This is a genomic window from Mycolicibacter heraklionensis (genome assembly GCF_001021505.1).
In the GTDB taxonomy this organism is placed as follows: Bacteria; Actinomycetota; Actinomycetes; order Mycobacteriales; family Mycobacteriaceae; genus Mycobacterium; species Mycobacterium heraklionense.
Genome location: NZ_LDPO01000069.1, coordinates 1 through 292, shown reverse-complemented (window position 1 = coordinate 292; position 292 = coordinate 1). Strand labels below are relative to the sequence as shown.

At 71.6% G+C, this 292-nt stretch carries 2 protein-coding genes; one reads left to right on the top strand and one right to left on the bottom strand.

What is annotated here, in order from left to right:
* The coding region (locus tag ABW16_RS27675; protein WP_233424867.1) for a hypothetical protein at positions 1-196 on the top strand (196 nt) is incomplete at its 5' end.
* Here ABW16_RS27675 and ABW16_RS23690 read toward each other — a convergent pair.
* Positions 175-292 (bottom strand): LysM peptidoglycan-binding domain-containing protein (locus ABW16_RS23690; protein ID WP_047321653.1); only part of this gene is annotated, 118 nt, incomplete at its 5' end. The two genes, ABW16_RS27675 and ABW16_RS23690, sit on opposite strands and share 22 nt — an antisense overlap.

Here is a 292-nt window from a genome sequence, read left to right as displayed (position 1 = left end):
CAACCGTCGCACCGACCCCCAGCAGCACCGCCAGCACCCGCGCAACGAGCCTGGGCAACCGTCGACTCCTATCGTTGAGGGCCGGTTTCGGTCCGGCCCGACCACGCCACCGCGGCACAGCGCGGCGGCCCGGCCCCATGGGATCCGGGCCGCCGCGTCGGCGTTGCGCGGCGATCAGGGGATCGTCAGCTCCTGACCGGGGTGGATCAGGTCAGGGTTGGCGATACCGCTGGCCTCCGCGATCTGCGGGTACTTGTTGCCGTCGCCGTAGAACCGCTCGGCGATGGCGAAC